The 25,530-nt window shown below is 65.3% G+C and carries 21 protein-coding genes and 1 pseudogene; 5 read left to right on the top strand and 17 right to left on the bottom strand.

Going from position 1 to position 25,530, the window contains the following annotated elements; all coding sequences use genetic code 11:
* Positions 1–3: 3 nt before the first annotated feature.
* Both ACUXH0_RS16055 and ACUXH0_RS16050 read right to left on the bottom strand, forming a co-directional pair.
* Complete coding sequence (locus tag ACUXH0_RS16055; protein WP_004635518.1) at positions 4–897, bottom strand: HlyC/CorC family transporter; 894 nt, start codon at positions 895–897, stop codon at positions 4–6.
* A gap of 163 nt (positions 898–1,060) precedes the next feature.
* Complete coding sequence (locus ACUXH0_RS16050) at positions 1,061–2,227, bottom strand: hypothetical protein (RefSeq protein WP_182597370.1); 1,167 nt, start codon at positions 2,225–2,227, stop codon at positions 1,061–1,063.
* 188 nt (positions 2,228–2,415) lie between these two features.
* On the opposite strand from ACUXH0_RS16050, the gene ACUXH0_RS16045 reads away from it, so the two are divergent.
* Positions 2,416–2,580 carry a hypothetical protein gene (locus ACUXH0_RS16045; RefSeq protein WP_182594203.1) on the top strand — a complete coding sequence of 55 codons (165 nt, stop codon included), beginning with the start codon at positions 2,416–2,418 and terminating at the stop codon, positions 2,578–2,580.
* A gap of 19 nt (positions 2,581–2,599) precedes the next feature.
* On the opposite strand, the gene ybeY is transcribed toward ACUXH0_RS16045, so the two are convergent.
* The 14 genes and pseudogenes from ybeY to ACUXH0_RS15975 form a co-directional block, all read right to left on the bottom strand.
* Positions 2,600–3,412, bottom strand: a complete 813-nt coding sequence (gene ybeY / locus ACUXH0_RS16040) for an rRNA maturation RNase YbeY (RefSeq protein ID WP_182594202.1) — start codon at positions 3,410–3,412, stop codon at positions 2,600–2,602.
* A 12-nt stretch (positions 3,413–3,424) separates the two neighbouring features.
* Positions 3,425–4,417 (bottom strand): PhoH family protein, encoded by a 993-nt coding sequence (locus ACUXH0_RS16035; protein WP_182594201.1) that lies wholly within the window; start codon positions 4,415–4,417, stop codon positions 3,425–3,427.
* 21 nt (positions 4,418–4,438) lie between these two features.
* A complete protein-coding gene (gene miaB, locus ACUXH0_RS16030) occupies positions 4,439–5,809 on the bottom strand; it encodes a tRNA (N6-isopentenyl adenosine(37)-C2)-methylthiotransferase MiaB (RefSeq protein ID WP_004635509.1) in 1,371 nt (456 codons plus the stop codon).
* Between the two features lie 51 nt (positions 5,810–5,860).
* Positions 5,861–6,274 (bottom strand): hypothetical protein, encoded by a 414-nt coding sequence (locus ACUXH0_RS16025; RefSeq protein ID WP_182594200.1) that lies wholly within the window; start codon positions 6,272–6,274, stop codon positions 5,861–5,863.
* Positions 6,275–6,364: 90 nt separating this feature from the next.
* A complete protein-coding gene (locus tag ACUXH0_RS16020) occupies positions 6,365–7,363 on the bottom strand; it encodes an NAD(P)/FAD-dependent oxidoreductase (protein ID WP_182594199.1) in 999 nt (332 codons plus the stop codon).
* 143 nt (positions 7,364–7,506) lie between these two features.
* On the bottom strand, positions 7,507–8,439 hold the full coding sequence (locus tag ACUXH0_RS16015) for an OmpW/AlkL family protein (protein WP_004635503.1): 933 nt from the start codon (positions 8,437–8,439) through the stop codon (positions 7,507–7,509).
* Positions 8,440–8,650: 211 nt separating this feature from the next.
* Positions 8,651–9,568, bottom strand: a complete 918-nt coding sequence (locus ACUXH0_RS16010) for a DUF1571 domain-containing protein (RefSeq protein ID WP_182594198.1) — start codon at positions 9,566–9,568, stop codon at positions 8,651–8,653.
* Positions 9,569–9,588: 20 nt separating this feature from the next.
* Entirely contained in the window at positions 9,589–11,328 is a 1,740-nt protein-coding gene (locus ACUXH0_RS16005) for a long-chain-fatty-acid--CoA ligase (protein WP_004635499.1), read from the bottom strand.
* A 101-nt stretch (positions 11,329–11,429) separates the two neighbouring features.
* Positions 11,430–12,749 (bottom strand): acetyl-CoA C-acetyltransferase, encoded by a 1,320-nt coding sequence (locus ACUXH0_RS16000; protein WP_182594197.1) that lies wholly within the window; start codon positions 12,747–12,749, stop codon positions 11,430–11,432.
* Positions 12,750–12,753: 4 nt separating this feature from the next.
* Positions 12,754–13,674, bottom strand: a complete 921-nt coding sequence (locus ACUXH0_RS15995) for a MaoC/PaaZ C-terminal domain-containing protein (RefSeq protein ID WP_182594196.1) — start codon at positions 13,672–13,674, stop codon at positions 12,754–12,756.
* 7 nt (positions 13,675–13,681) lie between these two features.
* Positions 13,682–15,094, bottom strand: a complete 1,413-nt coding sequence (locus tag ACUXH0_RS15990; RefSeq protein WP_004635492.1) for a 3-oxoacyl-ACP reductase — start codon at positions 15,092–15,094, stop codon at positions 13,682–13,684.
* Between the two features lie 34 nt (positions 15,095–15,128).
* Positions 15,129–17,636, bottom strand: coding sequence for an acyl-CoA dehydrogenase (locus ACUXH0_RS15985; RefSeq protein WP_182594228.1), 2,508 nt, complete (start codon positions 17,634–17,636; stop codon positions 15,129–15,131).
* Between the two features lie 130 nt (positions 17,637–17,766).
* Positions 17,767–18,825 carry a TetR/AcrR family transcriptional regulator gene (locus tag ACUXH0_RS15980; protein ID WP_182594195.1) on the bottom strand — a complete coding sequence of 353 codons (1,059 nt, stop codon included), beginning with the start codon at positions 18,823–18,825 and terminating at the stop codon, positions 17,767–17,769.
* Positions 18,826–19,094: 269 nt separating this feature from the next.
* Positions 19,095–19,282 (bottom strand): annotated as a pseudogene (locus ACUXH0_RS15975) (histone deacetylase family protein); the annotation flags it as partial.
* A 273-nt stretch (positions 19,283–19,555) separates the two neighbouring features.
* Here ACUXH0_RS15975 and ACUXH0_RS15970 point away from each other — a divergent pair.
* Both ACUXH0_RS15970 and ACUXH0_RS15965 read left to right on the top strand, forming a co-directional pair.
* The gene (locus ACUXH0_RS15970) at positions 19,556–21,229 is read left to right on the top strand and encodes a DEAD/DEAH box helicase (RefSeq protein WP_182594194.1); all 1,674 of its coding nucleotides are present in this window, start codon (positions 19,556–19,558) and stop codon (positions 21,227–21,229) included.
* 5 nt (positions 21,230–21,234) lie between these two features.
* On the top strand, positions 21,235–22,269 hold the full coding sequence (locus tag ACUXH0_RS15965) for a serine/threonine protein kinase (protein WP_024973613.1): 1,035 nt from the start codon (positions 21,235–21,237) through the stop codon (positions 22,267–22,269).
* Between the two features lie 33 nt (positions 22,270–22,302).
* Here ACUXH0_RS15965 and ACUXH0_RS15960 read toward each other — a convergent pair whose 3' ends face one another.
* A complete protein-coding gene (locus ACUXH0_RS15960) occupies positions 22,303–23,199 on the bottom strand; it encodes a pirin family protein (RefSeq protein WP_004635482.1) in 897 nt (298 codons plus the stop codon).
* Positions 23,200–23,347: 148 nt separating this feature from the next.
* Between ACUXH0_RS15960 and ACUXH0_RS15955 the strand changes: the two genes are divergently transcribed.
* Both ACUXH0_RS15955 and ACUXH0_RS15950 read left to right on the top strand, forming a co-directional pair.
* Positions 23,348–24,265, top strand: coding sequence for a LysR family transcriptional regulator (locus ACUXH0_RS15955; RefSeq protein WP_004635480.1), 918 nt, complete (start codon positions 23,348–23,350; stop codon positions 24,263–24,265).
* Between the two features lie 457 nt (positions 24,266–24,722).
* Positions 24,723–25,463 carry a response regulator transcription factor gene (locus ACUXH0_RS15950; RefSeq protein ID WP_004635478.1) on the top strand — a complete coding sequence of 247 codons (741 nt, stop codon included), beginning with the start codon at positions 24,723–24,725 and terminating at the stop codon, positions 25,461–25,463.
* Positions 25,464–25,530: the final 67 nt, after the last annotated feature.

The following is a 25,530-nucleotide window of genomic DNA, read 5'->3' as shown; positions in this document are numbered from 1 at the left end:
GGATCAGGCGGGGTGAGAACCAGAGGTGTCGGCTGTGGCATTGCCGCCGGCCGGCGTGGTGAGGCGGCGCACGAGCAGCACCTGCACCTGGCGCGCATCGGCGCGCAGCACGTCGAATTGCAGCGTGCCCATGACGATCTTTTCGCCCCGGTGCGGCACGCGGCCCAGGTGGTTGGACAGCAGCCCGCCCACGGTATCGACGTCTTCGTCGGAGAAATGCGTGCCGAATGCTTCGTTGAACTGGCTGATTTCGGTCAGGCCGCGCACGCGCATGTGGCCATCGGCGGTCGGCAGAATGTTGTCTTCTTCCTGATCGAAGTCGTATTCGTCTTCAATGTCGCCGACGATCTGCTCCAGCACGTCTTCGATGGTGATGAGGCCTGCCACGCCGCCGTATTCGTCAACGACGATGGCGATGTGGTTGCGGTTGACGCGGAAGTCTCGCAACAGCACGTTCAGTCGCTTGGATTCGGGGATGAATACGGCCGGGCGCAGCATGTCGCGCACGTCGAAGTCTTCATCGGTATAGAAGCGCAGCAGATCCTTGGCGAGCAGAATGCCGATGATGTTGTCGCGACTGCCTTCGTAGACGGGGAAGCGCGAATGCGCGGCTTCCTGCACGAAGGGGATGAATTCTGACGGCGCGTCGGCGATGTTGAGCGCGTCCATCTGCGCGCGCGGGATCATGATGTCGCGCGCACACAGGTCTGAGACCTGGAAGACGCCTTCGATCATCGACAGGGAGTCGGCGTCGATGAGGCTGCGCGCATGGGCGTCTTGGAGGATTTCGAGCAACTCGGCCCGCGATTCGGGCTCGGGCGAGATGAGGTCGGTCAGGCGTTCCAGCAGCGTACGGGGTTTGTCGGCTGGCTTCGGACTGGGATACGGATCATTCATGGCGCGGTCGCGCGTCGTTAAACATCGGCCCAGCATACACCAAAAGCCCAGCCGTCCCGATGACGCAGGGTGGCCGCCAGGTCTCCAGAAGTGCGGTTTATTTCACATCTGGAGGCCGGGCTCGGGCGCGTTAAGACGGCCGATCTGCCAAGGGGGGAAGCGGTCAGTCGTGCCCGCCCTCGCCGCCGCGGTCCTGGTCTCCGCCGTGGGTGCCGCCGCCGCCATGATCGTGATCGCCACCGTGGTTGCCGCCGCCGCCATGATCGTGATCGCCACCGTGGTTGCCATCGCCGCCATGATCGTGATCGCCACCGTGGTTGTCATCGCCGCCATGATGGTGGTCACCGCCGTGGTTGCCATCGCCGCCATGATCATGATCGCCACCGTGGTTGCCGCCGCCGCCATGATCGTGATCGCCACCGTGGTTGCCATCGCCGCCGTGATCGTGGTTGCCATCGCCGCCGTGATCATGATCGCCGCCGTGGCTGCCGTCGCCGCCATGATTGTGGTCGCCACCGTGGTTGCGATCGCCGCCATGATCGTGATCGCCGCTGTGGTCATGATCGTGGTCGTGCCCGTGGTGGTGGCCGCCTCCGTGGCAACTTCCGCACGGCGATGGGCTCGGCGTCGGCGTCGGGGCGGGCGTCGGTGTTGGGCTCGGAGTCGGGCTCGGAGTCGGGCTAGGCGATGGAGTCGGCGACGGGCTAGGCCCGGGGCTCGGTGTTGGTGCCGGCGTGGGGCCAGGGCTGGGCGACGCACCGGGTGCGGGAGCCGGTGTCGGGCTGGGCTTGGACGGCGGCGTGTTGTTGCCGCCGGGGGGCGGTGCGTCGTTGTTGCCAGTCGGCGTTGTCGCCGCCGGTGCCGGGTCTGCGGGATGCGAATTGCTGTGATACCGGCCCAGCGTGCTCGCGCCGCCGTAGGCTGTCCAACGTCCGGCGATTTCCATGTCGACGCCGGCGAGCCAGTGGTCGCCCGTGGCTCCGACGCCCACCAGCGCCTTGCTGCTCGCAAAGTCGTAGCCGCCGCCAACGAGTGCCTGCACGCTCGTGCTGCCGATCACCGCCTGCACGCGCGGCCGGATGGTGCCTTGCGCGACCATGAGGTTCACCTCGGCGCCAACCACGTTGTTGCTGTCGGAGATGTTGACCGTGCGGCAGCCAACCACCGCGCCCGGATGCCACGCGCCGTCAAATACGACGACGATGCCCGCATAGCACGATTGCTTGTGATCAGCGTGTGCGATGCGCGGCGTGACCGCGAGCGCCGTGCCGACACCCACGCCAAGCAGCAGCGTGGCCCACGGAATGCTGTCCATGAAGCGTTGACGCATGATGACCTCCCCGCGGTGGCCTTGCCCGTCTGTGCGCGGGCTGGCCGATGGCGCTCGTTTGCGCCGAATTCGTGAAGCGCGCTCGAGCGGCGGCTTATGCGTGGAGGATAGAAATCGCTACGGCAAAACCCATGCGCCATACGGAGAGCAGCAAGGGTCCCGGATGGCGGACGGCCTGTGCGACGTGTATGCGCGATTCGAACGGCGCGAGCATGCGCCGAATGGCGGAGGAAAACCCGGAAACCGTTGTCAGGACTGGGTTTTCTTCAATGCGGGTTGATTCACCGTTGAAACGGCATGCTGCAAGAATGGAACATGAAAAAGCAAAACGCCGGCGCGAAGCCGGCGTCTGAGCATCAAGCGCGTGGCGCTTTAACGATCTGAGTACGGGTCGGCAAAACCGAGGTCGCGGAGGATCTCCGTTTCGATGCCTTCCATTTCCTTCGCATCGGCCGGATCTTCGTGATCGTAGCCTTGGGCGTGCAGCGCGCCGTGCACGATCAGGTGCGCGTAGTGCGCGAGCAGCGGCTTCTTTTGTTCCTTCGCTTCCTTTTCGACCACCGCGCAGCACAGCACGATGTCGGCGGAGACCGGGTCTTCCGCGCTCTCTGCGTACGAGAAGGTCAGCACGTTGGTCGCGTAGTCCTTGCCGCGGTAGGTGCGGTTGAGCGTGCGACCTTCTTCTTCGCCGACAAAGCGCACGTTGAGTTGCGCATCGGCAAACAGCGCGGGGGCGATCCATGCCTCGATGTCGCGTTCTTTGGGCAGCGCCTTGCGAGCGGCAGCCTTGAGTTCATCGCCGTACTGCACCGTCAGGTCGAGCGTGAGCATCTCGGCGCCGGCGGTGTCGTCGTCGAAGGCTTCTTCCGTGGAGTCGGCCAATTCGGCGGGCTGGGTTTCAATGCGCAACGTGATGCTGTCGTGATGCTCGGGACGCAGCGAGAGCATGGCGTGCGTGTCGGCGTCGGCGTGCTCGGCAACGAGGGTGATCGGCCCATCCACGGTATTCGGCAGACCGAGGATCAGGCTGCGGCCATCGGCAAAGGCAATGCGCAGTGCGCTTGCATCCACCGTCCTGGGTTTGCCCTGGGCGTCGAACACGTCGACGCGCGGGCCGAATGACTCGGCGGCCGCGGGTTGGGTCTTCTTGGTTTTTGCTTTGGTATCGGTTTTTGCTTTAGCCACGTTCAGGCGTCCTTATGCATCTTTATGCTGGGCATGGAATTCGTCATAGGCCTCGACGATGCGGGCCACCAGCGGGTGCCGCACCACGTCGACGCTGGTGAAGCGCGTCATCGCCACGCCGCGCACGTCACGCAGCACGTGCTGCGCTTCGATCAGGCCGCTCTTCTGGCCGCGCGGCAGGTCGATCTGCGTGGTGTCGCCGGTGATCACCGCCTTGGAGCCGAAGCCGATCCGCGTGAGGAACATCTTCATCTGTTCCGGGGTGGTGTTCTGGGCTTCGTCCAGGATGATGAAGGCGTGATTGAGCGTGCGCCCGCGCATGTACGCCAGCGGTGCGATCTCGATCATCTGACGCTCGAACATCTTTTGGGTCTTGTCGAAGCCGAGCAGGTCGTACAGCGCGTCGTAAAGGGGGCGCAGGTATGGATCGACCTTCTGGGCGAGGTCGCCGGGCAGGAAGCCCAGGCGTTCGCCGGCTTCCACCGCCGGGCGGGTCAGTACGATGCGCTTGATGGCGTCGCGCTCCAGCGCATCCACCGCGCAGGCCACAGCGAGATACGTCTTGCCCGTACCCGCCGGGCCGATGCCGAATGACAGGTCGTGCGAGAGGATGTTGCGCAAATACGCGCGCTGCATCGGTGTGCGGCCATGCAGATCGGTGCGCCGCGTATGCAGCACCGGCGACAGGTCATTGCCGTCAGGCGTATCGGCGCTCGATTCCGGCAGGTAAGCGCCGTGCGCAGCCACCTGGCGGGTTTCCACCAGGCCAAGCTGGATATCGTCCACCGACAGCGGGTCGCGTGCGGCGTTGTAGAACGTCTCCAGCGCGTTGGCCGCGCCTTGTGCGTTGGCGCCCCGCACGGTGAACTTGCTGCCACGCCGGTTGATGGTCACGTCCAGCGCCTGCTCGATCTGGCGCAGGTTCTCGTCCAGCGGCCCGCACAGGTTCTGCAGGCGCGTGTTGTCGTTCTTGGGCGCGGTGAATTCTGCGATGGAGGGTTTCATCAAGTCGGGTTGTGTTGATGATCAGTGAGTCGCGCTGGCCGTACGCTGTTCGGCCACTTCGCCACGCAACGAATGCGGGAACGCGTGCACGATGCGCACGTCCAGCATCTGGCCGATCAGCTGGTCGCGACGCGCTTGCGGCAGATCGGGCAGGGCGAAGTTGACGACACGGTTGTTCTCGGTGCGGCCGTGCAGTTCGGTCGGATCCTTGCGCGACGGGCCTTCCACCAGAATGCGCTGCACGCTGCCGACCATGCCTTGGCTGATGCGCGCCACGTTCTCTTCAATGGTCGCCTGCAAGTGTTTCAGGCGTTCGAGCTTGACGGCCTGGGGCGTATCGTCGTGCAGGTTCGCGGCCGGCGTGCCCGGGCGCGGGCTGTAGATGAAGCTGAACGAGGTGTCGTAGCCGATCTCGTGAATCAGGTCCATCGTCTTGGCGAAGTCTGCATCGGTCTCGCCCGGAAAGCCGACGATGAAGTCGGTGGCGATCGAGATGTTCGGCCGGATCGCGCGCAGCTTGCGGATGCTGCTCTTGTATTCGAGCACCGTGTAGCCGCGCTTCATCGCCATCAGGATGCGGTCGGAGCCGTGCTGCACGGGCAGGTGCAGGTGGTCGACGAGCTTCGGGTTGGTGGCATAGGCCTCGATCAGGCGCGAGCTGAATTCCTTCGGGTGGCTGGTCGTGTAGCGGATGCGCTCGATACCCGGAATCTCAGCCACGTACTCGAGCAGCAGCGCGAAATCCGCACGCTCGCTCGTGTCGCCCATCTTGCCGATGTAGGCGTTGACGTTCTGGCCCAGCAACGTGACTTCGCGCACGCCCTGTTCGGCCAGGCCGGCCACTTCGGCCAGCACGTCGTCGAACGGGCGCGAGACTTCCTCGCCGCGCGTGTACGGCACCACGCAGTAGCTGCAGTATTTCGAGCAGCCTTCCATGATTGACACGTAGGCGCTGGCGCCATCCACGCGCGCGGGCGGCAGGTGGTCGAACTTCTCGATCTCGGGGAAGGACACGTCGACCTGCGAGCGGCCCGTGCGGCGGCGTGCTGCGATCAGGTCGGGCAGGCGGTGCAGCGTCTGCGGGCCGAACACCACGTCCACGTAGGGTGCGCGCGCCACGATGGACGCGCCTTCCTGGCTGGCCACGCAGCCGCCCACGCCGACCACGAGGTCCGGCTTGAGCGCCTTGAGCGCCTTCACGCGGCCGAGTTCGGAGAACACCTTCTCCTGCGCCTTCTCGCGCACGGAGCATGTGTTGAAGAGGATCACGTCCGCATCTTCGGGCGTGTCGGTGGGGACGAGGCCTTCGGCGGCGTTGAGCACGTCGGACATCTTGTCCGAGTCGTACTCGTTCATCTGGCAGCCGTAGGTTTTGATGAAGACTTTTTTCATGTGCCGTTCACAGTGGTTGACCTGGGGGCACGTGTTTCGTGGGGTGTCTGACTACTGAGACTGCGTTTGCGCCTGACTTTGCGCAGCCACCGCAGCCTTGTAGTCGTCATCGCTGACAACCCAGGCTGTCAGCAACTGCTGGTACAAGTCGAGCTGATAGCGCACCTTGAACGTCTGGCCGACCACCGAACCCGGCGGCAGCAGCCGCCCGTCCAGAGACAGGATCCGCACGCCCGGGGCAAAGCGGATATCGGCGCTGCTGCTTCCGAAGCCCAGCAGCAGGATGCGGACGATGCCGGTGCTGCCGGTACTCAGCGTGCCGGTATTGGCCGAATTGACGGTCAATTGGGCCGCCTGGGCCGTCGCCGGAATGTTGCGCAGGACTTGCGCATGAGACAGCAACGGCGCCGATGCCGCAGCAACGGCAGCAAAGGCTAGGGCGAGGACTTGGCGTCGGGTGCGCATGGCGTCGTCAGGAGAAAGCCACCGCCGGGTGAGCGACCCGGCACACGAAACACGAGACAACCCGATATTGTAGCGTTCCGGGGCGAAGTCTTATAGCGCTTCGGCAATCTTGGCGGCCAGCGCAATACCGCTCAGGAACGCGGCTTCCACGCGCGGGCCTTCGCACCAGTCACCGCAGGCACCCAGGCGGGCGGCGGCGTCCCAGTGGCAGGGCACGCCGGCCGACTGCTCGACCAGCGCGTGCGGCCACAGGTGTGCAGCCATCACATCGGGCTGAGGCGTGCCCGGGAAGGCTTCGGCAAAGCGGGCGTGCATGGCGCGCTGCGCCTGCTCGGGGGTGTCCTGGGCATGCGCGGCCGACCAGCCCGGCGACGCATGCACCACCCAGGATTCATCGACCATGACGCGGCCCGGCTTGGTGTTGTCGCGGGCGGCCCAGGCGAGCATGTCGTCGTCGATGCGGATGCCGTCATACGGCAAGCCGAGCGGTTGCGCAAAACCCATCATCAGCGCCCAGCACGGGGCGTAGTGCACCGGAGCGATGGCTTCCTGCAACGAGGCCGGCGTGGCGCCATGAAACAGCGCAGGCAGTTCGGGCGCGGGCAGGGCCAGGGCGATGATGTCAGCGTGCGCGGCGTCGGTGCCGTCGCGCTCGATGGTCCAGCGTCGACCATCGTGCGCCACACGCGTGACGGCGTGGCCGAAACGCACATCCAGCGGCGCGGCCAGGCTGCGCACCAGTGCGCCCATGCCGGGCAGGCCGACGTAGCGGGCTTCGTCGCGCGAGTCGGCTTGCAGGGCGTCGATCGTGCGATGGCCCCAGCGCGCGGGCCACGGCAGCACCGAGCCCTGACGGCCAGCGGCATCCACCGCGCGCCGGAAGACCTCGCTGCGCACGTTGAACGACTGCGCACCATGGTCGAACGCATACGCCGGGGCGGACTCGGGCAGCACCGTGGTGGCCAGCCGGCCCCCGACACCGCCAGCGCGCTCATAGACCGTGGTGGCAATGCCTTCTGCGGCAAGCGCGTTGGCACAGGCAACACCGGCAATGCCGGCTCCGACGATGGCGATGGAAGGCTGGCTCATGGATGTGAGGTGGGTTCGGGGCGAGGAATCCGGAAATCGGCGCGTCAAACGGCGCGTCGTAGTAGTCCGCCATGATATCGGGTCGCGCCCCAATGAAAAACGCCACCCGGAGGTGGCGTCTTGCGATGGAGCAATTGTGCGGCTTAGAACTTGTAGCCCACAGCCAAGCCGAACACGATCGGGTCGACCTTGATGTCGGTCTTGTTGACCGCCAGCACCTGGCCTTGCTGGCTGCGGATCGTGATGGTGGAGGTCGTCTTCAGCGGCAGGTAAGACACCGTGCCGATGGCGGTCCAGTTCTTGGCGAACTCATACGAGACGCCTACGTTGGCCACCGGCGTCCACGAGCTGGACGTTTCCGCCGTCACCTTGGCCGGGCCAGTCGGAACCTGGCCCATGCCCAGCTGCAGCACCTGCCCCAGGTTCTGCAGGCCGTTGACGAAGTTCTGGTTCAGTTTCAGGTTGGTGAAGAAGTTGTAGCTGACGCCTGCGCCGACGAACGGGCGCAGCTTGCTTTCCTTGGTGCCGAAGTAGTACTGCGCGACGATCGCCGGGCTCCATTCACGCACGGTGGCGACCGGGTTGTTTTGCGGCAGGCCCAGGTTGACTAGCGTCAGCGGCCCGACCACCGGCACCGGCGCGATCACATTGCCGCTGCCGTACAGGTTGAACTTGGGCGGAACGCCACCCACGAACGTACCGGCGATGTTGTCGTTAAAGAAGTGCGTGAACGTGAGCGACAGCGTATTGGCGTTACTGACTTTCACGTCAGTTCCTGGCGACTGGTAGGTGCCCAGGCCCAGCGCGCTGGTGGTGGTGGTCAGCGGCGTGGCCGAATCCATCGGGCGGATGTAGAACCAGCCCAGCGCCATGACGTTGCGGCCCCAGACGTAGTTGTCCATGAAGCCGCTGAAGCCGCCACCGCCACCGCTGCTCATGCCACTGCCGCTGCCATTGCTGGCGCTTGCGGCCACGTTGGCCTCTGCGGTGGATTGGGCGTGAGCCAGGGGGGCAGCAAGGGTGCTGGCGGCGGCGCAGGCAATGGCTGCAGCAAGGCGGCGGGCGGTGCGGTTCATGTGGTTGTCTCTCTGGATTGGATTGTTATCACGCCTTGGTGTGGCGATTTGTGTTTCCGCAGCATAGCGCAGCGCTTTTGTTCGGTTGCGCTGCGATGACCGAAGTTTTCCTCTAGCGTGTACGCACGCAACAAGGGGTTTCCCCTAGTCTCATTTCATACTCTCCGCCGGTCGGCGGAGCCTTGGCCCACAACGGTCTTCGGGCGGCGGTCTAAAACTTGTATTCCGGATTCTTGGGGTTGAAAGTCTGGTCGTTCCAGGTCTTGCGCGTCACGCTTTCAATGACGATTTTCTCGAGCTGATTGCCCGATTCGTCCCACGCTTCTTCAATGCGCACCCACGGGTTTTTGAGGTCGAAATACAGGCGCACGCGCTTGGCGTAGAACGTGGGCGGACCGCTTGGCGTATCCCAGGTCAGCCGCAGCATGCGTTCACCGTCTTCGGTCACCATCTTGGCTTCGTTGAACTTGCCGCTGCCGCCGGCTGCCACGTGGGCGCGTCCGTCACGCTCGACCGTATCGACGATGAACTGCAGCCCAAGCTCCCGCGCCGTGTGGTTCGACTGCGATCTGGCCAGCGAGCCATCCAGCGCACTCCAGATCGCCACGAAGCCGACGAGCCCGCCAAGGTGGCCATACATCTCGTTCTTGCGCACGGTTTCGTCGTAGATGATTTCCTGGCCGGCGTGCGCGCCGCCCTTGAGCCAGCGCGCGTAGACCTGCCGTGGGGCGTTGCGGTAGCGGATGAGCATGAGCGCCGGTTGGCTTTGCCACTGGTCTTTCACGCGTTCCTGGCGGCGCATGCGGTATTCATACTCAGGCAGCTTGGCCACTTCGGCATTGAGCCAACGCACCAGCGTTTCGGGCTTCATGGCATGCGCCATGGCCAGGACGTCTTCGTCGGACCAGCCCGCAAACGCGTTGGCGTTGACCTGGCTGCCGAGCCAAGCCGTCTGCCTGGCGATATCCATCGCGGCAAAGCTGCCGATGGCCGCCGATTGCGATGCGGCGGTCGGGGCGGCGGTCTGTGCGGCCGCGGCAGGCGCGGAAGCATCCGGCGCGGCAGGCTGGCCCCAGGCGTGTGCGGCGCCGGCCAACACCGTGGCCAGGGCGAGGGTACGCAAATGCATGCAGGTCTCCGGTGTTGGCGTTATTGCTGCGCCTGTGCACGGGCGCGCTTGATGTCCGGATCGGCATCGCGCAGCTCGCGGCGCAGGATCTTGCCCACGGTCGACTTGGGCAGCTCTTCGTGGCGGAACTCAACGATGCGCGGCATCTTGTAGCCGGTCAGATGGGCGCGGCAGTGTTCGAGCAGCGCGGGCTCGGTCAGGGCGCCAGTGCGCGGCACCACGATGATCTTCACGCGCTCGCCGGCCACCGGATCGGGCACGCCAATGGCCGCCACCTCCAGCACGTCGGGGTGCAGCGCCACCACGTCTTCGATCTCGTTCGGGTACACATTGAAGCCCGAGACCAGGATCATGTCCTTCTTGCGGTCGATCAGGCGGATGTAGCCGTTGGCGTCCATCACCCCGATGTCGCCGGTGGAGAACCAGCCTTCGGCGTCGATGGACTTGGCGGTTTCCTCCGGGCGCTGCCAGTAACCGCGCATGACTTGCGGCCCACGCACCTGCAGTTCGCCGGGTTCGCCCAGCGGCGCGATGGTGCCGTCGTCGCGCTTGAAACGCACTTCGGTGGACGGCGCGGGCAGCCCGATCGTGCCGCTGAATTCGGTCACGTGCGGCGGGTTCATCGAGACGACGGGCGAGCATTCCGTCAGCCCGTAGCCTTCAACGATGGTGTGGCCCGTGACTTCTTTCCAGCGCTGCGCGATCGCACGCTGCACCGCCATGCCGCCCCCGATGGTGATCTTCATGGCCGAGAAGTCGCGCTTGGCGAAGTCCGGATCTTCCAGCAGTGCGTTGAACAGCGTGTTGACCCCCGCAATGCCCGAGAAGCGTTCGTTGCGCAGGATGAAGATCACGCGCTTGGTGTCACGCGGATTGGCGATCAGGATATTGCGCCCGCCCAGCGTCATGAACATCAGCAGGTTCACCGTGAGCGAGAAGATGTGATACAGCGGCAGCAGCGTGACGTTGGTTTCCACGCCGCCGTTGAGCATGCTCTTGGACCACTCTTCTGCCTGCAGCAGGTTGGCGATGATGTTGCGGTGCGTGAGCATCGCGCCCTTGGCCACGCCCGTGGTGCCGCCGGTGTATTGCAGGAAGGCGATGTCTTCCGGCGCCAGTTGCACCGGTTGCATCGTGCGCGAGCCGCCCACGGCCAGCGCATCTCGCAGCCAGACCGGCGAGGGCAGCTTGTAGGGTGGCACCTGCTTCTGCACGTGGCGCATCACGAAGTTCAGCGCGCGGCCCTTGAGGTTGAGCGCACCGCCCATCAGGTCGCCGATGCCGGTGATGACGATGTTGCGCACCTGGCTGCCGGGCAAAGCCTGCTCCAGCGTGCGCGCGAAGTTCTCCAGCACGACAATCGTCTGCGCGCCGGAGTCGCGCAACTGGTGCGCCAGTTCCGGCACCGTGTACAGCGGGTTGACGTTGACGACGATGGCGCCGGCCAGCAGCGTGCCAAAGAGGCACACGGGGTACTGCAGGCTGTTGGGCAGCATGATCGCCACGCGGTCGCCCTTCTTCACGCCGCGCGATTGCAGCCACGCTGCAAATTGCTTCGCTTGTCGTTCGCACTCGTCGTACGTCATTTCGGTGCCGACACTCACGTAGGCGATGCGGGTGCGGTACTTTTCCACCGATTCGCGAAACACCTCGACCAGTGAGTGATAGCGATCGGGGTTGATTTCGGCGGGCACGCCCTCGGGGTACGACTTCAGCCAGATGCGGTCGGTAAGGCTGTTGCGGTCGGCAACGGTGTTCATGGTGTCTCCGTCCATGAAAAACGCGGCGTGGTTTTATTGTGTGCCGCGCGGGTTTTTGAATCTTGGTAGACCCGGGCCGTTCCCGTTTTGGCCCGAGCGGTTTAGTGCGACATCGTTTCGGGGCGCTCCAGAATGGCAACGACACCTTGGCCGCCAGCGGCACAGATCGACACCAGCCCACGCCCGCTGCCGCGCTGCGCCAGCATCTTGGCCAGCGTCGCGACAACGCGCCCGCCCGTGGCGGCAAACGGATGGCCCGTGCCAAGCGAGCTGCCATTCACGTTCAGCTTGCTACGGTCGATGCTGCCCATGGGGGCGCTGCGGCCGAGCTTTTCGCGGCAGTATTCAGGCGATTCCCAGGCCGCCAGCGTGCTGAGCACCTGTGCGGCAAAGGCTTCGTGGATCTCGTAGTAGTCGAAGTCCTGCAGGGTGAGCCCCGCGCGTTGCAGCATGCGCGAGACGGCATAGGCCGGCGCCATCAGCAGCCCTTCGTTCTGCTCCGGCGTGCTGCTGAAGAAATCGACGGCAGCCGTATCCGCGCAGGTCATGTAGGCGAGCACGGGCAGGTTGTGCGCGCGCGCCCAGTCTTCGCTGGCGAGCAGTACGCACGATGCGCCATCGGTGAGCGGCGTGGAGTTGCCGGCCGTCATGGTGCCGGCCGCGCTGCGGTCGAATACCGGCTGCAGCTTCGCCAGTTGCTCGATGGTCAAGTTGCTGCGCAGGTTGTTGTCGCGATCGAGCCCCAGGTGGGCGGTCATCAGGTCGGTGAAGAAGCCCCGCTCGTAGGCGGCCGTGAGGTTGTGGTGGCTGCGCAGGGCCAGCGCGTCCTGGTCTTCGCGGCGGATGCCCCAGCGCTTGGCCATCAGCTCGCAGTGTTCGCCCATCGACAGGCCGGTGCGCGGCTCGCTGTTGCGCGGCAGCAGCGGGCGCACGAACATCGACGGCCGCAGGCCGGCCAGCGCTTTGACGCGCGCGCCTGTGGACTTGGCGCGGTTGGCCTCCAGCAGGATCTTGCGCATCTTTTCGTTCAGGCCGACGGGCGCATCGGAGGTGGTGTCCGTGCCGCCGGCAATGCCCACGTCGATCTGCCCCAGTACAATCTTGTTGGCAACGAGGATGGCGGCTTCCAGCCCCGTGCCGCAGGCCTGCTGGATGTCGTAAGCGGGCGTCTGCTTGGCGAGCGTGGTGGAGAGCACCGTTTCGCGCGTCAGGTTGAAATCGCGCGCGTGCTTGATGACCGCGCCGGCCACGACTTCATCCAGACGCTGGCCGTGCAGGTTGAAGCGGTCGATCAGGCCCTGCAGCGCGGCGGTCAGCATCTGCTGGTTCGATGCGGTAGCGTAGGCCGTATTCGAGCGGGCGAACGGAATGCGGTTACCGCCAAGGATGGCGACGCGGCGCAACTGCGCGTTGACGAGCATGAATTCAGTCTCCCGTGTTGTCTTGTTGTGCGTGCAGCAGCGTCAGCATGCCGCGCAGATAGGGCTTGTCGCCCGTGGCGTTGCGCACCTCAAACGCGCGGCCGGGCGTGGCTTCGTTGGCTTGCCACAGCGTCGCCGCGCCGGGCAGTGATAGCGGGGTCTTGAACTCGGCCACCACTTCGCCTTCCGTGAGCGGCGCGGCCGGCAGCAGCGCGGCCAGCGCACGGGCCTTCGTCCACATGCCGTGGGCGATGGGGTGCGCAAAGCCGAACAGCTTCGCGCCGATGTTGGATACGTGGATGGGGTTCCAGTCCCCCGACACGCCGGCGTAGCGCCGGCCGGTGTCGGCAGGCACATCCCAGCGGCCGTCGGGCGACAAGTTCTGCACGCTTGGCAGCGCAATCAACGGTGCCCCCTGCGGCGACGGCACGCCCACGCGCAGGTAGGTCGACAGCGATTCCCACACCACCGCGCCGGCCTTGACGATCGCGGTTTCGATGGCGAACGCTTGCCCGCGCGCATGGTGGAACAACCGGCGCGGGCGCACTTCCACACGCACGCGTTCGCCCGCCTGCAGACGCTGGTGCTGGCGGATGGTGTTGCACAGGTGCACCAGGCCGATCACCGGATACGGAAACGCCGATTCCGTCATCAGCATGAGCTGCAGCGAAAAGCCCAGCAGATGCGGATACGTCATCGGTACGCCATGCGCGGGCGAGAACCCACACACCGCCGCGTACTGCGCAATGTGTTCGGCCTCGAGCGGCACCTCCTGGCGCACCAGGGTGTGGCGCGGCAGCGGCCCGCCGCGCCTGCCTTTGCGTTGCGACAGCAGCGCGCGCCAGGCCAGTGCCCCCGGCGACGGCGGCTCGGTTACCAGCGTCTGGGTTGCGACCATCGGAAAGGGCTGGGCCAGCGTGCGCATGGTCGCGTCAAGCTCCCAGCAGGCTTTGCCCGCACACGCGCACGATGTTGCCCGTCACGCCGTTGGACGCCGGGTTGGCGAACCACGCGATCGTCTCGGCCACGTCGACGGGCTGGCCGCCCTGGCTCATCGCGTTCATGCGGCGGCCGGCTTCGCGGATGGCAAACGGCACGGCCGCTGTCATCTGCGTCTCGATAAAGCCCGGCGCGACAGCGTTGATGGTGATGCCGCGCTCTGCCAGCAACGGTGCGCCTGCTTGCACGAGCCCGATCACGCCGGCCTTGGACATCGCGTAGTTGGTCTGCCCAAGGTTGCCTGCAATGCCGCTGATGGACGACACGCACACGATGGACCCGCCTGCGTGCAGCGCATTGGCCGCAAGCAGCGCGTCGTTGATGCGCAACTGCGCGGCGAGGTTGATATCGAGCACGCTGCGCCAAGCGGGCTCGGTCATGCGGGCGATGGTCTTGTCGCGCGTGATGCCGGCGTTGTGCACGAGGATGTCGATGCCGCCCAATGCAGCAAGTTGCTGCGCGAGCAGGGCGGGTGTCTCGGGCGCAGCAATGTCGTAGGCCATGGCCTCACCGCCGATTTCCTGTGCGACCGCGTTCAGCGCTTCCTGCGCGGCGGGCACATCCAGGCAAAGTACGCGCGCACCGTCACGTGCCAGCACGTGCGCAATGGCCGCGCCGATGCCGCGCGAGGCGCCGGTCACCAACGCGGTGCGCCCGGCCAGCGGCTTCTGCCAGTCCACCGAGACCGCTGCCGCCCGATGCACGCGCACCACCTGCCCCGACACATACGCCGAGCGTGCCGACAGCAGAAAGCGCAGCGTCGATACGGCCACGTTCTCCGCTCCCTCAGCCACGTAGACGAGCTGCGCCGTGCAGCCGCGCCGGACTTCCTTGCCAAGAGAGCGCGTCAGCCCTTCCAGCGCGCGCTGCGCAATCGCCATCTCGGGCGTCTTGCAACCTTCCGGCGGCCGGCCGATCACCACGACGCGCCCACAACGGCCGATGGCCCGCACGCCATCGTGGAACACGTGATACAGCGCGTCGAGGCCGTCGACCGTCGCAATGCCCGTGGCATCGAAGACGATGCCGCCAATGCGATCAAACGCCTCGCCGTCCTTGCCCGTCGGGGCGACAAAGCGGCCCGTGATCTGGCCGTGCCGGTTGGCGGCACCAAGCCATTCCGGATCGCTTTCATGAAAGCGCGTAGGGACGCCGGTCTCGGCAAACAGTGCGGCGAGCGTTTCGCGCATGGAGCCGCCCGGCGCCGCGCCCACCAGGAACGGCCCGACAAATTCCGGTTCGCCGGGCACATAACGGCGCAACGGCACAGGCTGCGGCAGGCCGAGGTTGGCCGACAGCCACTTGCCGAAACCGGAACCGACGAAATCGAGGTACTTGTCTTGCATCGTTGTTGTTGTCGTTAGTCAGGCCCCTGCGCCATCAGGCTGCGCGGCGCTCGGCGGCCTGCAGGGCATCGAGTGCATCCTTGCGGCGCTGCAGGTCGGCCATCAGGTTGAAGTCGGGCGGGAAGTCATCCACGGCAACCGCGTGTTCGCCGTAGCGCGCGTAGTCGCACAGCTGCTTTCGCTCGCCTTCGTCAATGAGGTTTTGTGCCACGGCTTGTGCGGTCCAGGCTTCGAAGTCGGGCAGGCTCTGCGGCACGGGCGGCAGCTTGCCTGCGCGGATGGCTGGTTTCAAGCGCTGCTCGATTGCGTCCACGGTCGGCTGCAGGCGGAAGGCCGCTTCGCCATAGGCGATCGGGTCGACTTCGGGCGTCGGGCAGTACGAGTCGGCCAGCAGGCGATCGCGCACAGCGCCCGGCGTTTGCATCAGCTCGGCGACCTGCGCGGCCAGCGCATCCGACGGCTTGCGATACGGCGTACCGAACGGGAAGATCAGCGCGCGCAGCAGCGCCGCGATGCCAGTGTTCGGGAAATTGGCCAGCACGCCGTCGAGCGCATCGTGCGCCTTCACCAGCGCGTCCTGAACCGACCAATGCACGAGCGGCGCGTCCTCGGCAGGGCGGCCGTCATCTTCAAAGCGCTTGAGCGTGGACGAGATCAGGTACATCTGCGAGAGGATGTCGCCCAGCCGCCCCGTGATGCTCTCGCGGCGCTTGAGCGTGCCGCCCAGCGTGAACATCGACACATCGGACAGCAGCGCCAGCGCCGTCGAAAAGCGGTTCACGGCGCGGTAGTAGCGCTGCATTTCCGGTGCGGCATTGCCCGGCGCGCTTCCCACGCGCCCGCCGGAGAGCGCATGCAAGAAGGCGCGCACCAGGTTGCCCGCGATGAATGCGCCGTGGCCGAACAGCGCCGTATCGAACGCACGCAGCGTCTCGGTTGAATCGGCGCCTTGCGCGGCCGTCATCTCGCGCAGCACATACGGATGGCAACGGATCACGCCCTGCCCGAAGATGATCAGGCAGCGCGTCATGATGTTCGCGCCTTCCACCGTGATGGCGATCGGCACCTGCTGATAAGCGCGCGCCAGGAAGTTGTTCGGGCCCATGCAGATGCCCTTGCCGCCCACGATGTCCATCGCATCGGTGACCACATCGCGCGCACGTTCGGTGACGTGGTATTTGGCAATGGCGGAGATGACCGAGGGCTTCTCGCCCAGGTCCACGGCCAGCGCGGAAAGGCGCCGCGCCGCATCCATCATGTACAGATTGCCGCCCATGCGGCCGAGCGCCTCCTGGATCCCTTCGAACTTGCCGATGGGCGTACGGAACTGGCGTCGCATGGCGGCATAGGCGCCGGTGCTGCGTACGGCCAGCTTGGCCATGCCCACGTTGGATGAGGGCAGCGAAATCGCCCGGCCCGCCGCCAGACATTCCATCAGCATGCGCCAGCCACGGCCGACTTGCGCCTGGCCGCCGATCACCCAGTCGATGGGGATGAACACGTCCTTGCCGGAGTTCGGGCCGTTCTGGAACACCGCATTGAGCGGCCAATGGCGGCGGCCGATGTTCACGCCCGGGTGCTTCGTCGGGATGAGCGCGCAGGTGATGCCGGGCTCCTTGTCGCCGCCGAGCAAGCCATCCGGATCGACCGCGCGAAATGCGAGCCCCAGCACCGTGGCGATGGGGCCGAGCGTGATGTAGCGCTTGCTCCATGTCACGCGAAAGCCGAGCGTCTCGCGGCCTTCGTGCACGCCGCGGCAGACCACGCCCACATCGGGAATGGCGGCGGCATCGGAGCCGGCATATGCGTTGGTCAGCGCAAAGCAGGGGATTTCTTCACCGCGTGCGAGGCGCGGCAGGTAATGATTTTTCTGCGCTTCGGTGCCGTAGTGCAGAAGCAGCTCAGCGGGGCCGAGCGAGTTGGGCACCATGACCGACACGGCCGCGGCAGAGCAGCGCGTCGACAGCTTCATGATGACCTGCGAGTGAGCGTATGCCGAGAACCCTTTGCCGCCGTATTCCTTCGGGATGATCATGCCCAGGAAGCCGGCGCGCTTCGCATAGTCCCACGCGTCGGGCGACAGGTCCTGCCAGATCTGCGTGCTTTCCCAATCGTTGGCAAGGTCGCAGAGTTTTTCGGTTTCCACGTCGAGGAAAGATTGCTCTTCGGCCGACAGGCGCGGCTGCGGCGAAGACAGCAATCGCGACCAGTTGGGCCGGCCGGAGAACAGTTCGGCATCCCACCAGACCGTGCCCGCTTCAATGGCGTCGCGCTCGGTTTGCGACATCTCCGGCATGATCTTGCGGAACATTGCCAGTACCGGGCGCGTGATGAGTGCCCGGCGCAGCGGCTTGAGCGCGAGCACCAGCGCCGGCAGCACAAAGACGATGGCGAGTACCGTAGTCATCACCGGGCCCACCAAGCCCAGCCAGGCGCCTGCCACGAGCCACACGGCGGTCGCGACCAGCCAGGCGAACGCCGAGGCTTCCATGCTGGCGAGCCCAAGCACGCCGATGCAAAGCAGGACGATCCAGATCGTCATCATGAGGGTCTCCATTCGATGCGTCTACGGGCCGGATATCTCGAACACCGGCGGCACCTGCAGAATGCCGGAGCGACTCCCGTGCCTGCACACGGCAGACATACGGGAACTCCAGGCGGCACCAGCGTTGTCAGGCGTTAGGGCTGCGCCAGGGGCGCATCGGATTGGCTGGGAAGATCGCGCGTGCTGCATTGCTGCGGCGAATGGCCAATGCCCTGGTGCGTGCGGTGGGCGCGGGGCCGCCGACGTCGCTGTCGTCACCATGAGTATCGTCGTGCGCACCGGCGCCGAGATCGTCGTGGGCGTCCGCGGCATCGTCGGCGCTGGCGCGCGCGGGTGTGCGGCCGAACAGGTCACCGGCGAAGGGCGAGGCGGTGGTGGGCGTCGCGCTGCGTTCGGCGCGGCCATTGCCGTGCCCGGCGTGGCGACCTGAGCCGCCGTAGCCGCTGTCGTTGCCGTTGGGGGCGGCATCTGCTTGCGCGACGGGCGTGGGAACTTGCGCTTCGGCCAGCTCGACCACCTGATCGAGCGCACCGGCCTCGCCGGGCAGCGGGGCGTTGAGCGTAGCCACCACCAGCGCCGTCAGGCGTGCCAGCAGCGAGGCATCGTTCATCGTCTTGCCCTGCGTGAACAGCGGCAGCAGGTTATTGAGGTCGTCTCCGGCCAGCACGCCGGCGAGCGCCTTGAGCGCAAAGTGCAGGCGCCAGCCGAGTTCAGCGCGCGGCAGGTGCGGCAGCGCACGCGAGAAGGCTTCGAAGAAGCGATCGAACACCAGCGCATAGTGGCCGAGCAGATAGCTCTGCACGAACGGTGAGGTGTCGGAATACACGCGCCCCATCAGGCGCAGGAATGCGGGGCCGCCGGTGTCGGGGTTGCGCGCCATCTGCAGCGCTGGCACAAACAGCGCGCCGAGCACGTGGTCGCAGGTCAGTTGCTCCTTGGTCCAGCGTTCTTCGCACGCGGTCAGCAGCGCCAGCCGGCGCGTGTTGAGCGGGTCGAGCCGGCGCCCAAGCACCGACTGCATCAACGCTTCCTTGCTGCCGAAGTGATAGTTGACCGCCGCCAGATTGACTTTGGCGCGCGCCGTGATCTGCCGCAACGACATCGCCTCGTAGCCGAACTCGATGAACAACAGTTCGGTGGCTTCCAGAATGCGGCCCTTGGTGTCTCCTGCTCCAGGACGTCCCATGTCTCCTACCTCGTTTTTTAAGCCTGATATCGGGCTCGATTGCTGCGGTGCAGCGCTCGAACGTACGATTCAAACATGTGTATGGGGTTGCCCGGGCATGTTAGGAACAGACGTTTGAAAACACCAAGCGCCCAATTCGAGCAAGCACTCTAGACAGGAGGAGCGTGCACAGCCAACGTATGAAACACGAGGCCTGGAAAGTGAGTGGGCGCAAACATCAAGAAACAAGAGAGAGAGGTTTTCGCCCCCCTTTGGTGACCCTGGGCGGGTCAGCCGGCTGGCTGATGGAGCGATGTCAGGCCGCCGAAGAATGCGGCAGCGTTTTGTGCAAGGGTGGGGAGGTGATAGCCACCTCTTCCTGGACGACAAGCGTCGGCAGACCGATCGCGCCGATGGCCTGGCCAAGCCTGCCAAAGCCCTGCGTCGAGACATCCACCTGCGCTTGCGGGTCTTCGCGAGAGAGATGGGAGCGGTCTGGCGCCGGCCGAAGAAGCGTTCCTGGCGTATTTCCGGCGGTATATGGCGCGGTATTCGTTGGCCGAACGGCTGGGGATATGGTGAACGCGCCGTTGGCTGCGTTGCGCGCCCCGGTGGGGTAAACACCATCACCTGTTAAACTAGATTCCTTCTTGCAGTCCCCGGGGTCCAGTCGCCCCGTCACCTACCCAGGCTTTGTCCACGATTGGCGCACGAACGAATGCGCGGGACACGCCGGTCCAATCGCTTTTCCATGTCGTTTTCCGAACTCGGCTTGTCAGACAAGCTGGTACGTGCCGTGGCCGAACTCGGCTACGCAGAACCTACTCCAATTCAACGCCAGGCCATCCCCGCCATTCTCAGGGGAGGTGACCTGCTCGCCGGTGCTCAGACCGGCACCGGCAAGACCGCCGGTTTCACGCTGCCGCTGCTGCACCGCCTGTCTGCGGCGCAACCGAACAAGGTGCAGACGCCGCAGGGCATGCGCTTCCCGATCCGTGCGCTGGTGCTGACGCCCACGCGTGAACTTGCCGCGCAAGTTGAAGAAAGCGTGCGCGCCTATGGCAAATACCTGCCGCTGAAGTCCATGGTGATGTTCGGCGGCGTCGGCATCAACCCGCAGATCGATGCGCTCAAGCGCGGTGTCGATATCGTCGTGGCCACGCCGGGCCGCCTGCTCGACCACGTCGGTCAGCGCACCATCGACCTGTCGCACATTGAATTGCTGGTGCTGGACGAAGCCGATCGTATGCTGGACATGGGCTTCATCCACGACATCCGCAAGATCCTCAACATCCTGCCGGCGAAGCGTCAGAACCTGCTGTTCTCGGCAACGTTCTCCGACGACATCCGCGAACTGGCCGACCGCCTGCTCGACAAGCCGGCGCTGATTGAAGTCGCGCGCCGCAACACGACGGCCGAGACGGTCGAGCAGCGCATCTACCCGGTCGACCGCGAGCGCAAGCGCGAACTGCTGGCCAAGCTCGTGCGCGACAACGACTGGCACCAGGTGCTGGTGTTCACGCGCACCAAGCACGGCGCGAACCGCCTGGCCGAGCAGCTCACGCGCGACGGCATTCCCGCGCTGGCCATCCACGGCAACAAGAGCCAATCGGCGCGCACGCGTGCGCTGACGGAATTCAAGGCTGGGACGCTGCGCGTGCTGGTTGCCACCGACATCGCCGCGCGCGGTATCGACATCGACCAACTGCCGCACGTGGTCAACTTCGACCTGCCGAACGTGCCGGAAGACTACGTGCACCGTATCGGCCGCACGGGCCGCGCGGGTGCGCAGGGCGAGGCGATCTCGCTGGTCTGCGTGGACGAGCATGGCTTGCTGCGCGACATTGAGCGCCTCATCAAGCGCGAACTGCCGCGTACCGTGCTGGAAGGTTTCGAGCCGGACCCGTCCATCGCGGCGGAGCCGATTCCGAACGGGCGCAACCCGGCGGGCCGCGGCGGCAACGCGCGCGGTGGCCGCCCGGGCGGTGGCCGCAGCCAGCAGCCTCGCCAGGCCAGCGGCAACGCTGCCCCGCGCGAGCCGCGGGCACCGCGTGAGCCTCGCGAACCGCGTCGCGAGTCGAGCGGCAACGGTCAAGGGCAAGGGCAGGGGCAGAATCAAGGCCAGGGTCGCAATGGTGGCGGCAGCCGCCAGCGCCAGGCGCAAGGCCAACGCGACGGTCAAGCCGCACCCAAGCCGCGCACCGGCCACGGTGCCGGCAACGGCCAATCGCAAGCGCGCGGCCAGCGCCAGGGCAATGGTCAAGGCCAGGGCCAAGGCAATGGACAAGGCGGGCAGGGCGGTCAACAACGCCGTGCATCGAACACGCAAGCCGCGCAGCCCGCCCATAAGGCACAGCCGGCCAAGCAGCCGTTCAATGGTTTGTTCGCCAAGGCGGCTGCGTTGCTCGGCGGCCGTAAAGCCTGACGTTGATGCACGACGACGGCCCACCCGCATCAGCTGACGCGCCCTACGACGGCCTGACGCCCGACAGCATCCTCGATGCGCTGGCGCAGGTCGGGCTGATGCCGGACGGCCGCATGTTCGCGCTCAACAGCTACGAGAACCGCGTCTACCAGGCCGGCGTGGAAGATAGCGCGCCGGTGGTGGTCAAGTTCTACCGCCCGAGCCGCTGGACCGATGCGCAGATCGTCGAGGAACACGCCTTCACGGCAGAACTCGCAGCGGCGGAGATCCCCGTGGTCGCGCCGCTGGAAATCGACGGCCGCACGCTGCACGCGTTCGAGCGTTGGCACTTCGCGGTCTTCCCGCGTTGCGCAGGCCGCGTGCCGGCCATCGACCAAGACCACACGCTTGAGTGGATGGGCCGCTTCCTTGGTCGCATCCATGTCGTGGGTGCGCGGCGGCCGTTCGTGGCCAGGCCCGCACTCGACATCGACACCTTCGGCGTGCAATCGCGCGACTGGCTGCTCGAACACGATTTCATCCCGCCCGATTTGTTGCCGGCTTGGCGCAGCGTGGCTGACGCCGCACTCGACGGCGTGCGCCGCTGCTACGACCGCGCAGGCGACGTTTCATTGCTGCGCCTGCACGGCGATTGCCACGCCTCGAACGTGCTCTGGATCGAAGAGGCCGACGCCAAGCAGGGCGATCCACTGCGCAGCGCCGGTCCGCATTTCGTCGACTTTGACGACAGCCGCACCGGCCCGGCCGTGCAGGATCTGTGGATGCTGCTCTCGGGCGATCGCGCGTCGATGCAATCGCAGCTCGCCAGCCTGCTGGCCGGGTACGAGGACTTCTGCGAATTCGACACGCGCGAGCTATATCTGGTCGAAGCGCTGCGCACGCTGCGCTTGCTGCACTACAGCGCCTGGTTGGCGCGTCGCTGGAACGATCCGGCGTTTCCTGCAGCGTTTCCGTGGTTCAACACGCAACGCTACTGGCAGGACCGGGTGTTGGAGTTGCGCGAGCAGATCGCGCTGTTGGACGAACCGCCGCTCTGGTGAAACCGAGCGGCGGTTTTTCTTTGAGGCTTGGGCTTAGGCGAACTTGCCGGCCTGGAAGTCCCGCACGGCCTGGAAGATCTCTTCTTGCGTGTTCATCACGAACGGGCCGTATTGCGCGATCGACTCGTTCAGCGGTTTGCCGGCCACCAGCAACACACGCGCCTCAGCGTCGCCTGCACGGATCACTACCCCGTCACTGCCTTCCGTGTTGGCGAGGATGGCCATCTGCTTGTCTTCCACGCGCTGCAGCCCGGCGTCGCCAGACGCTTCGGCGTCACCTACCAGCGCGCTGCCACGGAACACGTAGACGAACGCGTTGTGTCCGGCCGGCAGCCGCTGTGCAAACGATGCACCGGCCGGCAGCGTGATGTCGAGGTACAGCGGCTGTGTCGCTTCACGCGTCATCGCGCCTTGCACGCCGTGCGACTCCCCAGCGATCACGCGTACGGCCACGCCGTCTTCCGTCGTGAACTCGGGAATCTCGTTCGACGGAATGTCGCGGTACCACGGTGTCGTCATCTTGTCGCTGGCGGGTAGGTTCAACCACAGCTGGAAGCCTTCCATCACACCATCTTCCTGTTCCGGCATTTCAGAGTGCACGACGCCGCTGCCGGCCGTCATCCACTGCACGCCGCCGTGTTGCAGCAGGCCTTCGTGGCCCGCACTGTCGCGGTGGCGCATGCGGCCCGCGATCATGTACGTCACCGTTTCAAAGCCGCGGTGCGGATGATCGGGAAAGCCGGCCAGATAGTCGTTCGGGTCGTCACTGCGAAACGCATCCAGCATCAGGAACGGATCGAGCCGGCGTTGCAGGTTGTTCGTCAGCACGCGGGTGAGCTTCACGCCCGCGCCGTCCGAGGTGGGGCGGCCCGTGATGATGCGCTCGACGAGGCGGGCACGCTGCACTTGCGGTTGCACGAGGGTTTCCATGCGGTTCTCCTGAAATTGGGCATTTGTCATACACCAAATGTAGGGTAGTTGCCTCGTTTGCACTAGTCGGTTATGGTGGGAAAAAATGTTGCTCTATACGAGACAATAACAATCCGGCTGGCGCGCATCACGATAAGAGGAGGAAACCATGGATCTGAACCAATTGGCGTTGTTCGTGCGCGTGGTCGAAGCGGGGAGCTTCACGGCAGCGGCAACGCGGCTCGATTTGCCTAAATCGTCCGTCAGTCGCGGCATCGCTGCGCTTGAACAGGATTTGAACGTGCGACTGTTACAGCGCACCACGCGCACGCTCCATCTGACGGACGCGGGCCAAAGCCTGTATCAGGTGGCGTCGCACGCACTGGAAGACATTGAGCGCGCCACGACCTGCGCGGGCGAGCTGCAGGACCTGCCGCGCGGCAAGGTCCGGATCACGTCTTCCGAAGACGTCGGCCGTCTGCTGGTAGCGCCGGTGGCGGCGCGCTTCATGCAGCTGTATCCGGAGATCGATCTGGACGTCGTCCTGACGCCGCGCAATGTCGATCTCGTGCAGGAAGGTTTCGACCTTGCCGTCCGCGTTGGACGCCTGGCCGATAGTTCGCTGGTGGCGCGGTCGCTTGGCGTGTTGCGCATCGGCTTGTTCGCGTCGCCCGATTACCTGCAGCGCCGCGGTGCGCCAGACACCGTACAAGGGCTGGCCGACCATTGCTGCCTCGATTTTCGCGGCACCGGACGCGGCGAAACGCAATGGCGCCTCGTCGGCCCCGATGGGCTGAAAACCGTGGCTGTGCGTGCGCGCCTGAATGCCGACAGCCTGATTTACCTGGAAACGTTGATTGCTTCAGGCGCCGGTATCGGCCCGCTGCCGCTGTATGCGAGTGCCGTGGCGCGCGCCAACGCACCGCTGCCGCGACTCGTTCGCGTGCTGCCGGACTATGCGACCAGCGGTGAGCCGATCAACCTCGTCACACCCTCTGCTCGGTTCGTTCCCAGGCGCGTTCGCTTGCTGATCGACATGCTGACCGAGTCGATCCGGCAAGAGCTGGAAAACGCCGATCCCACCTGACGTGTCGCCGCGAAGAAGCTGGGCACGTTAAATGTTGTCACGACTGCTCCCGTTGCACGTATCGCACGGCATCATGCGCTCCACGTGTGCCGGACCAGTACGTCGGACCCTCCATGACGTCACCCCCGTAAGCGTTGCAGTGCTTCCCCCCGGTGCACTGCGATGTGTCTGGCACATGCGACCCTTGGGTGTTTCTGATCCCGTCACATTGTTGTGGGAAGCACCGCCGCCCGGACATCATTGTCCGGGCTTTTTTTTCCGTTTGACGAATGCATGTCGCAACCGTGTTTCAACGGCCTTCACAAATTAGGACTCTTCTCATGGTTCGTACCAAACCTCGCCATGAAAATTGCAGCCACGTAACGCATGCAACGGAACGCGCTGAACGCGCTTGAATAAGCGCCATCAATTCCGGCACCCACCCCCTACGCATGTGCGAATTTTCATGGAGCCGAACATGCGTATCGCCTTGCTTGAAGACGATCCCTTCCAAAGCGAAGTCATCGTCCAGATCCTGTCTCAGTCCGGCCACGACGTGGTGACCTACACCGACGGCTCAACCTTGCTGCGCATGCTGGGCCGGTCGTCGTACGACATGCTGATCCTCGACTGGCATACGCCTGGCATGCTCGGTATCGACGTGCTGAGCGTCGTGCGCAGCCGCCACAAGGATGTGTTGCCGGTCCTGTTCGTCACGGCTGAAGAGGGCGAGAAAAGCCTTGTGCGCGCGCTCACGCATGGCGCCGATGATTACATCGCCAAGCCGTTCCGCATTGCCGAGCTGCGTGCGCGCGTCGACGCGCTGCTGCGCCGTGCATATCCCATTCCGTATGGCCGCCTGCCATTCGCGGTAGGGCCCTATCACTTCAATCCCCAGCGCCAGCAGGTCACCCTGCACGGCGAGCCGGTTACGCTGACGGGCATCGAGTTCCAGCTGGCGCTGCTGTTGTTTTCGAACGTGGGCCGCACACTATCGCGCGACCACATCTTCGGGCAGGTGTGGGGCCGCAACTCGTCGGAGTACACCCGCACGATCGATAGTCACGTATCGCGCATCCGCATGAAGCTGAATGTCGAACCGGTGAACGAGGTGCGCCTGGTGGCGGTGTACAAGCACGGCTATCGGGTGGACCACCTGAGGCCTGCGGACGACATGAATGCGCTGTCGGACATGGACGCTGCGTTCTACAGCACCTAAGCACGGGTGGATCATTCGCACAGAATGGGGCGCCACCGCAGGAATGCGGCGGCGCCGTTCTTGTTGC

The organism is Ralstonia sp. 110700041-2 (assembly GCF_056280165.1).
Note: the sequence above shows the minus strand (reverse complement) of the source record. Positions and strands in the feature narration are given on the sequence as shown.